Genomic DNA, 8,208 nt, shown 5'->3' on the forward strand with positions numbered 1-8,208 from the left:
ATGCGATCAGACCTCGGCGACGGCCACGTTCGTCTGGTCCTGTAGCTCGTTCAGCAGGTAGCCGGAGACCCCGGAGTCGACCACGAGGTGGTGGAAGTCCTCGATCTCGGCCAGCCGGTGCAGCGCGGTGCGCGGCATCTTGCTGGAGTCCATGAGCAGCACCCGGATCTCGGCGCTGGCCAGCATCGCCCGCTTGACCATGACGATCTCGGGCTCCTGGTGGAAGGTCATCTCCGAGTTCATCGCCGAGGTCGACACGAACGTCGCGTCCACCGTAAGCCGCTCGACGGCCTCCAGGCAGGGCATGCCGAGGAACGAGTCGTGGGTGGCGGAGTAGTCGCCGCCGAGGCCGATCAGGCGCAGGTCGTCGATGTGCTTGAGCACCTCGATGATGCGCAGGTAGTTCGTCGCCACGGTGAGCGGGGTGACCTGGTGCAGCAGCCTGGCCAGCGCGAGCGCGGTGGTGGAGTCGTCGAGCAGGATCGACATGCCGGGCTCGACCAGGGACAGCGCCTCCCTGGCGATCGCCGCCTTGGCCTCGACGTGGGCGTTGAGCCGGTACTCGGTGTTGCTCTCGAAGACCGTCGAGGGCTGGGCCGAGACCCCACCGCGGTACTTGCGCAGCAGACCGCGCCGGGCCAGTTCGTCCAGGTCGCGGTGCACCGTCATCACGCTCACGCCGGTCAGCTCGGCCAGCTCCGCGGCGGAGGCCTGGCCCTTCTTCACGACGTAGTCGGTGATGCGCTGCTGCCGGATGTTACGAGAGCGGGCGCTCCCGCTGGACTTGTCTTCCACGCGACCAGGCTAGGACGTGGGCAGGTTGAAGCGCCGCAGGCTCGTCGCGTCGCCGTCGATCCCGATCTCGGTGATCGCCGCGTTCTCCAGTCGCGGGAACACCCGGCGGTAGTCGCGGACCGGGATGCCGAGCAGCTCGCACAGGGTGACCCTGATCAGGGTGTTGTGCGCGACGACCAGCACGCGGCCGCCGTCCTCCCGCGCGGCGATGGCCCGCAGAGCCGCCGCCCCGCGGCGTGCGGCGTCGGCCGTGGGCTCGGCCCCGGGGAACGCGCCGGCCACCGGATCGGCCCGGAACGCGGCCACGACCTGCGGGTCCAGCTCGGACAGCACCCGGCCCTCGGCGATCCCGAAGTGCACCTCGCGCAGCTCCTCGACCACGACCGGCTCGAGTCCGAGCGCCCGCGCGGACGGCTCCGCGGTCACCCGCGCCCGGCCCTGCGGCGAGCGGTAGAGGGCGGTGACCTGCTCTTCCGCCGCCGCCAGGTGTGCGGCGAGCCGCTCGGCCTGGCGCCTCCCGCGCTCGGTGAGGCCCACCTCGCTGGTGCCCGCGTAGCGGTTCTCCGCGTGCCATTCGGTCTCGCCGTGGCGGACCAGCAGCAACCGGGTTCCCATCAGACCTCCCGTGACAAATCTCGGCAGCGGTGTTAATTTAACACCAACGGCGTGAAAGGGGTTGTTGCATGGGTTTCGCCGCGGTGGTGTTCGACCTCGACGGTGTCCTGGTCGAGAGTGAACACCTCTGGGAGGAGAACTGGGTCGCCTACGCGGCCGCCCACGGTGTCGAGTGGACGGCCGCCGACACCGCCACGGTCCAGGGCATGAGCGCGCCCGAGTGGGCCGCGTACCTGGCGGAGCGCAGCGGGACCCCGGAGAGCCCGGAGCAGGTCGAGAAGGCCGTGGTCGACGGGATGATCCGGTCGATCGCGAACGGCGAGGCCCCGCTGCTCGACGGCGCCGACGCGATGGTGCGCGATGTGGCCGCCCGGGTTCCGGTCGCGCTCGCGTCCTCCGCCGCCCGCCGGGTCATCGACGCGGTGCTGGAGACGCACGGGCTGACCGGCGAGTTCTCGGCGACGGTGTCCAGTGCCGAGGTGCCGCGCGGCAAGCCCAGCCCGGACGTCTACGCCGAGGCCGCGTCCCGGCTCGGCTTCCGCGGCGAGGAGTGCCTGGGGGTCGAGGACTCCAGCAACGGCATCCGCGCCGCCGCGGCCGCCGGGCTCACCGTCATCGCCCTGCCCAACCCGACCTACCCGCCCAAGCCGGACGCGCTGGAGATGGCGGCGCGGATCGCCGAGTCCAACCACGACGTCCGGAAGCTGCTGCTCGCCTACCTCACCGGAGAGCTGGTGCGCTCATGACCACGCTGGGAACAGCCGAGACGTTCAAGCGGGACTGGCTGGACGGCTTCGTCACCGCCTACGGCCGCGAGGTGCGCAAGGTGCCGGACGCCTACGGCGTGCTCGGCCGGAACGTGCCCCGCCAGGGCAAGGTCGCCGTGATCATCGGCGGCGGCTGCGGCCACTACCCGGCGTTCGCCGGGCTCGACCGGCGCGGCCTGGCCGACGCGGCGGTGGTCGGTGACGTGTTCACCAGCCCGAGCGCCGAGCAGGTCTACCGCACCGCCCGCGCCGCCGAGGGGGGCGCGGGGGTGCTGTTCGCCTACGGCAACTACGCCGGTGACGTCCTGCACTTCGGCCTCGCCGCGCGCCGGCTGGCCGCGGAGGGCATCGAGAGCCGCACCATCCTGATCACCGACGACATCGCCAGCGGCCCGGCCGACGCGCCGGAGAAGCGCCGCGGGGTGGCCGGCGACTTCATCGTCTTCAAGGTCGCGGGTGCCGCGGCCGAGCGCGGGGACGACCTGGACGCGGTGTACGCGGCGGCGGTCAAGGCCAACGCGAACACCCGCACGTTCGGCGTGGCGTTCGGCGGCTGCACGCTGCCGGGGGCCGATCAGCCGCTGTTCACCGTCGGCGAGTCCGAGATGGAGCTGGGGCTGGGCATCCACGGCGAGCCGGGGGTGCGGACCGTGGGCCGTCTCGGCGCGGCGGAGCTGGCCGACGAGCTGGTCGACGGCCTGCTGCCCGAGCTGCCGCGGGGCGACGGCCGGGTCGCGGTGCTGGTGAACGGCCTGGGCCGGACCAAGTACGAAGAGATGTTCGTGACCTACACCCGGATCCACGAGCGTCTCACCGCCGCCGGGCTGACCCCGGTGCACACCGAGGTCGGCGAGTTCGTCACGTCGCTGGACATGGCCGGCGTCTCGTTGTCGGTGCTGGTGCTGGACGACGAGCTCGCCGAGCTGTACGGCGCGCCGTGCGACACCCCGGGCTACCGCAGCGGCGGCGCGATCCTGGAGCCGGTCGAGCTGTCGTCCACCGTGGACAAGCAACTGGACCGGCCGGAGGGCGCGGGCGTCGAGGTCGTCGACCGCCTGCTGACCGCGGCCATGCGCAGCATCGAGGAGAACGAGCCGGAGCTGGGCCGTCTGGACGCGGTCGCGGCGGACGGTGACCACGGCCTGGGCATGACCCGCGGGATGCGGGCCGCCGTCTCGGCCGCGCGCGCGGCCGCCGGGTCGTCGGTGGCCGACACGCTGCTGGCCGCCGGGACCGCGCTCGCCGACGCCGCCGGCGGGGCTTCCGGTGCGCTGTACGGCGTGCTGCTCGCCGAGACCGGCGCCGGGCTGCGGGTGGACGAGATCACGACGGCGGTGGTCGCCGATGCCGTGGACGGCGCGGTGCGGGCGTTCACCGAGCTGGGCAAGGCCGAGCTGGGCGAGAAGACCATGCTCGACGCGATCGAACCGTTCCGGCAGGCGCTGCGCAAGCAGGCCGAAGCCGGTGCCGCGCTGCCGGACGCGTGGCGCAAGGCCGCGCAGGCGGCCACGCTCGCCGCCGAGGAGACCGCGAACCTGGTGCCCGCCAAGGGGCGCGCGGCCCGGCTGGCGCAGCGCAGCAAGGGGCACGCCGACCCCGGCGCGACCTCGTTCGCCCTGATCGTCACGGCGATCGGGGAAGCTCTGAGCAAGGAGGGGAACTGATGCGGGTCGTGGTGGCCGCGGACAACGCCGGCGTGCTGCTGAAGAACGAGGTGCGGGACCTGCTGCGGAAGGACGAGCGGGTCACCGAGGTGATCGACCTGGGCGTGGACAGCCCGGACGACGACCGCGCCTACCCGATCTTCGGCCTGGCGGCCGCGGAGAAGATCGCGAACGGCGAGGCCGACCGGGGTGTCCTGGTCTGCGGAACCGGCATCGGCGTGGCGATCTCGGCCAACAAGGTGCCGGGGGTGCGCGCCACGGTCGCCCACGATTCATACTCGGCCGAGCGGTCCGTGAAGTCGAACAACTGCCAGATCATCACCTTCGGTGCCCGGGTCATCGGAGCCGAGCTGGCGAAGAAGATCGTCACGGAGTGGCTGGGCTACACGTTCGACCCGGGTTCGCCCAGCGCGGCCAAGGTCGCGCACATCACCGAATACGAACAGGTCCACGCGGCCAGCTGAGGCCCGGCGGGTTCAAGGAGGAGCCAGAAGTGCGCGTTCTCTGCGCGGGAGACGAGTTCGTCGGCAACAACCTGCTGGCCGACGCGGTCCGGGTCGAGCTGGCCACCGAGGTCGAGTTCAGCGAGCTGTCGCTGCCCTGGCCGGTCGAGCCGTTCGGGCCGGTCGGCGGGGTGCACGAGGCGAGTGGCACCGAGGAGCAGGTCATCGAGGCGCTGGCGGGGGCCGAGGTCGCGGTCACCCAGATGGCGCCGTTCACGAAGAAGGTGTTCGCCGCCGCGCCCGAGCTGAAGCTGGTGTCGGTGTGCCGGGGCGGGCCGGTGAACGTCGACCTCGCCGCCGCGACCGAGGCCGGCGTCGCCGTCACGTACGCGCCGGGCCGCAACGCGACGGCCGCGGCCGAGTTCGCGATCGGCATGATCCTCGCCGCCATGCGCCGCATCTCGACCTCGTCGGCCGAGCTGCTCGGCGGCACCTGGCGCGGCGACTACTACGCCTACCCGAACGCCGGCCTCGAGCTGGAGGGCACCACGGTCGGCCTGGTCGGCTACGGCGCCATCGGCTCGCGGGTGGCCAAGGTGCTGGTCGCGTTCGGCTCGAAGGTGCTGGTCGCCGACCCCTACGCCAAGCCGGAGCAGATCGCCGCGGACGGGGCCGAGCTGGTCGAGCTGGACGACCTGCTGCGGCGCAGCGCGGTGGTCAGCCTGCACGCCCGGCTGACCGACGAGACCCGCCACCTGATCAACGCCGAGCGCCTGGCCCTGCTGCCCGAAGGCGCGGTGCTGGTCAACTCCGCCCGCGGCGGGCTGCTGGACTACGCGCCGCTGCCCGGCCTGCTGAAGTCCGGCCGGCTGGGTGCCCTGGCGCTGGACGTCTACGCCGTCGAACCGCCGCCCGCGGACTGGGCCCTGCGTGACGCGCCGAACGTCATCGCGACGCCGCACCTGGCGGGTGCCAGCCGCCAGACCGCGGAGCGAGCCGCGCGGATCGTCGCCGCCGAGGTGGGCCGCTACGCCCGTGGGGAGAAGCTGGCCAACGTCGCCAACCCGGATGTGCTCCGATGATCATCGGCGTCGACATCGGTACTTCACTGACGAAGGCCGTCGTCTTCGACGAGGCCGGGGTGTCGCTGCACCAGGCCTGCACGCCGTCCGAGGTGCACCACCTGTCCGGCGGCCGGGTCGAGCAGGACCTCGACCAGGTCGTCGGCACGGTCGCGACCGTCGTGCGCGAGGTCGCGGCGAAGCTGGACGCCCCGGTCACCGCGCTCGCGCTGACCGGCCAGGGTGATGGCGTGTGGCTTCGTGACGAGGACGGCAACGCGGTGCGCCCGGCCATCTCGTGGCTCGACGGCCGGGCCAACGCGCTGCTCGCGAAGTGGCAGGCCGACGGCGTTTCCCGGGAGGTGTTCCGGCGCACCGGCTCGGGCATGTTCCCCGGCTGCGCAGCCGCCATCCTGTCCTATCTGGACACCCACGAGCCCGAGGTGCTGGACCGGGCCGCGGTGGCCGGGTACTGCGTGGACGCCGTCGTGCAGCGGCTGACCGGTGAGATCACGGTCGACGTGTCCGACGCGTCCCTGCCGTTCCTCGACCCGAAGACCCGCCGCTACGACGAGGGCGCCATCGCCGCCGTGGGGCTGTCCCACCGGCGGAACCTGCTGGCCGAACCGGCGCCGCCGAAGGCCGTGTTCTCGCTGAACCGCCGTGGCGCCGAACTCCTCGGGCTGCCCGAGGGGCTGCCGGTCACCGCCGGCCCGTTCGACCTGCCGGCCAGCGCGATCGGCGCGGGTGTGCGGGCGCCGGGTGACGGCATCCTCACCGCCGGCACCACCCTGGCCTGCCAGGTGCTCACCGACAACGCCGAGTTCGACGGCGAGGGCGAGCCGGCCGGGATGTTCCTGTCCACGCCCACGCCCGGCGAATACCTGCACGCGATGCCGGCGATGGTGGGCACCGCGAGCATCGACTGGATCTGCCGTCTGCTGGGCATCGAGGTCACCCAGATCGGGTCGCTGCTTGCGCAGAGCCCGCCCGGTGCCGCCGGGGTGCGGGCGCTGCCGTTCCTGTCCGCGTCCGGTGAGCGGGCGCCGTTCGTCGACGCGTCCGCGCGGGCGCAGTTCGCCGGGCTGAGCCTGGAGCACGGGCGGGCGGACATGGTGCGCGCGTTGTGCGAGTCGATCGCGTACGCGGCGCGGCACTGCTTCGAAGCCGCCGGGCTGTCCGGCCGGTTGTACGCGTGCGGCGGCGGGGTGCGCTCCGCCGAGTGGACGCAGATCTTCGCCGACGTGCTCGGCCGCCCGATCGTGATCCCGAGCGATCCGGGCGTCGGGGCGCGGGGTGCCGTCCTGGTCGCGGCCGAGGCGCTGAACCAGCCGTACGACGCGGAGCTGTGGGCGAGCAGCTCGCGGACCGTGTCGCCGGTGCCCGAAAATGTCGAGTTCTACCAGGGCGGTTACGCGGACTACCAGGCGTCGCTGACCGCCGCGCGAGGGTTGTGGCGACTGTGATCCTGGCCGACGAACGGCGAGCGGTGTGCGAGTACGCGCGGCGGTTGACCGCCGACGGGCTCGTGGTGGGCACCTCGGGCAACATCTCCGCCCGCTCGGGCGAGCTGATCGCGATGACGCCCACCGGGGTGGACTACGGCGTGCTGACACCGGAGGACATCCCGGTGGTGTCGCTCGACGGGGCCATTGTGGAGGGCAAGCTGCGGCCCACCAGCGAGATGCCGATGCACCTGTCGGTGTACACGAAGGCGACCGATCCGGACGGCGCGCCGATCACCGGGATCGTGCACACGCACTCGGTGCACGCGACCGCGGTGTCCACTTTGGTCGACGAGGTGCCCGCGGTGCACTACATGCTGGCGGCGATCGGCCCGTCCGCGCGGGTCGCCCGGTACGCGACGTACGGCACGGAGGAGCTGGCGGAGTCGATGCTCGCCGCCTTGGAAGGCCGCCGGGGCTGTCTGCTGGGCAACCACGGCACGATCACCTACGGTGACGGTCTGGCGGCTGCCTACAGCCGTGCCGAGCAGCTGGAGTGGCTGTGTCAGGTGTGGCTGCTGGCTCGTTCGGCCGGCAGCCCGCGGTTGTTGCCGTCCGAGGAGATCGCCCACGTGGTCGAGAAGTTGCGGGGGTACGGGCAGAAATAGCTCGCGCGACGCGGGCGCGGACGGCATTCTGGGCCGGTGGAGGAAATCGTCACCCATCTCGAGATGTCCAGCCCCGCCGACCTGCGCCCGGCGCCGCCCGTGCCGGGGTTGTCGGCCGAGCACGTGCCCGCCGACTCCCCGCTGGTCCGCCCGACGACCGTGCGGATCGGGAAGCCGTACAACTGGCCCAGCTCCCGCTGGTCCGACGACGACTGGGCGTCGTACCTGGCCCGCGAGGGACGGCAGTGCGTGCTGATCCGCTACCTGAGCGAAGTCGCCGGCCTGGCGGACTACCAATCCCACGGCGACGGCGAAGTCGAGATCACCACGTTCGGCCTGGTGCCGGAGTACGTGGGCAAGGGCATCGGCGGGTACGCGCTGACCCTGGCGATCGAGCAGGCGTGGCAGTGCGGCCCGGACGTCCGCCGCGTCTGGCTGCACACCTCGGACCTGGACCACCCACACGCCCTGCCGAACTACCACCGCCGGGGATTCCGCACGTTCCGCACCACACGCGGACAGCGTTAACCGTCTTCCTGCCCCGGCAGGGGTGTGGAAGCCGGTCTTCAGCTGCACGAACATGATCCGCTCGGGCACGGCATCCCCTAAGGGCTGTCTCGTAACTGGTGTTGTGGTTGGTGGGGCTAGTGGTTGGGTCAGGCTGTGAGGATGATGTTGTGGAGGTTCGCGATTCCGGAGACGGTGTCGGCGAGCGTGCTTGCGGCGCGGCGGTAGTCTCGCAGGATTTTG

Annotated in this window: 9 protein-coding genes; 7 read left to right on the forward strand and 2 right to left on the reverse strand. The window is 72.1% G+C overall.

Translation table 11 applies throughout. The features are described from left to right. Positions 1-6: 6 nt before the first annotated feature. The gene (locus tag D0D28_RS08140; protein ID WP_094005661.1) at positions 7-795 is read right to left on the reverse strand and encodes a DeoR/GlpR family DNA-binding transcription regulator; all 789 of its coding nucleotides are present in this window, start codon (positions 793-795) and stop codon (positions 7-9) included. 9 nt (positions 796-804) lie between these two features. Continuing rightward, positions 805-1,410, reverse strand: a complete 606-nt coding sequence (locus D0D28_RS08145) for a histidine phosphatase family protein (RefSeq protein ID WP_094005662.1) — start codon at positions 1,408-1,410, stop codon at positions 805-807. A 68-nt stretch (positions 1,411-1,478) separates the two neighbouring features. On the opposite strand from D0D28_RS08145, the gene D0D28_RS08150 reads away from it, so the two are divergent. Genes D0D28_RS08150 through D0D28_RS08180 form a run of 7 tightly spaced genes read left to right on the forward strand, consistent with a single transcriptional unit; the run spans position 1,479 to position 7,986 of the window. Beyond that, positions 1,479-2,156, forward strand: a complete 678-nt coding sequence (locus D0D28_RS08150) for an HAD family hydrolase (protein WP_116110234.1) — start codon at positions 1,479-1,481, stop codon at positions 2,154-2,156. Beyond that, positions 2,153-3,841 (forward strand): dihydroxyacetone kinase subunit DhaL, encoded by a 1,689-nt coding sequence (gene dhaL / locus D0D28_RS08155; protein WP_116110235.1) that lies wholly within the window; start codon positions 2,153-2,155, stop codon positions 3,839-3,841. Before D0D28_RS08150 ends, dhaL begins: the two co-directional genes overlap by 4 nt. Beyond that, a complete protein-coding gene (locus D0D28_RS08160; RefSeq protein ID WP_116110236.1) occupies positions 3,841-4,305 on the forward strand; it encodes a ribose-5-phosphate isomerase in 465 nt (154 codons plus the stop codon). The genes dhaL and D0D28_RS08160 overlap by 1 nt, the downstream gene beginning before the upstream one ends. 29 nt (positions 4,306-4,334) lie before the next feature. Beyond that, complete coding sequence (locus D0D28_RS08165) at positions 4,335-5,366, forward strand: 2-hydroxyacid dehydrogenase (protein WP_116110237.1); 1,032 nt, start codon at positions 4,335-4,337, stop codon at positions 5,364-5,366. Beyond that, the gene (locus D0D28_RS08170) at positions 5,363-6,811 is read left to right on the forward strand and encodes an FGGY-family carbohydrate kinase (RefSeq protein WP_116110238.1); all 1,449 of its coding nucleotides are present in this window, start codon (positions 5,363-5,365) and stop codon (positions 6,809-6,811) included. The genes D0D28_RS08165 and D0D28_RS08170 overlap by 4 nt, the downstream gene beginning before the upstream one ends. Then, on the forward strand, positions 6,808-7,458 hold the full coding sequence (locus tag D0D28_RS08175; RefSeq protein ID WP_094005668.1) for a class II aldolase/adducin family protein: 651 nt from the start codon (positions 6,808-6,810) through the stop codon (positions 7,456-7,458). The genes D0D28_RS08170 and D0D28_RS08175 overlap by 4 nt, the downstream gene beginning before the upstream one ends. 36 nt (positions 7,459-7,494) lie before the next feature. Continuing rightward, on the forward strand, positions 7,495-7,986 hold the full coding sequence (locus D0D28_RS08180) for a GNAT family N-acetyltransferase (protein WP_162831011.1): 492 nt from the start codon (positions 7,495-7,497) through the stop codon (positions 7,984-7,986). Positions 7,987-8,208 lie beyond the last annotated feature (222 nt).

Source organism: Amycolatopsis ruanii, assembly GCF_003385175.1.
Classification (GTDB): Bacteria; Actinomycetota; Actinomycetes; order Mycobacteriales; family Pseudonocardiaceae; genus Amycolatopsis_E; species Amycolatopsis_E thermalba.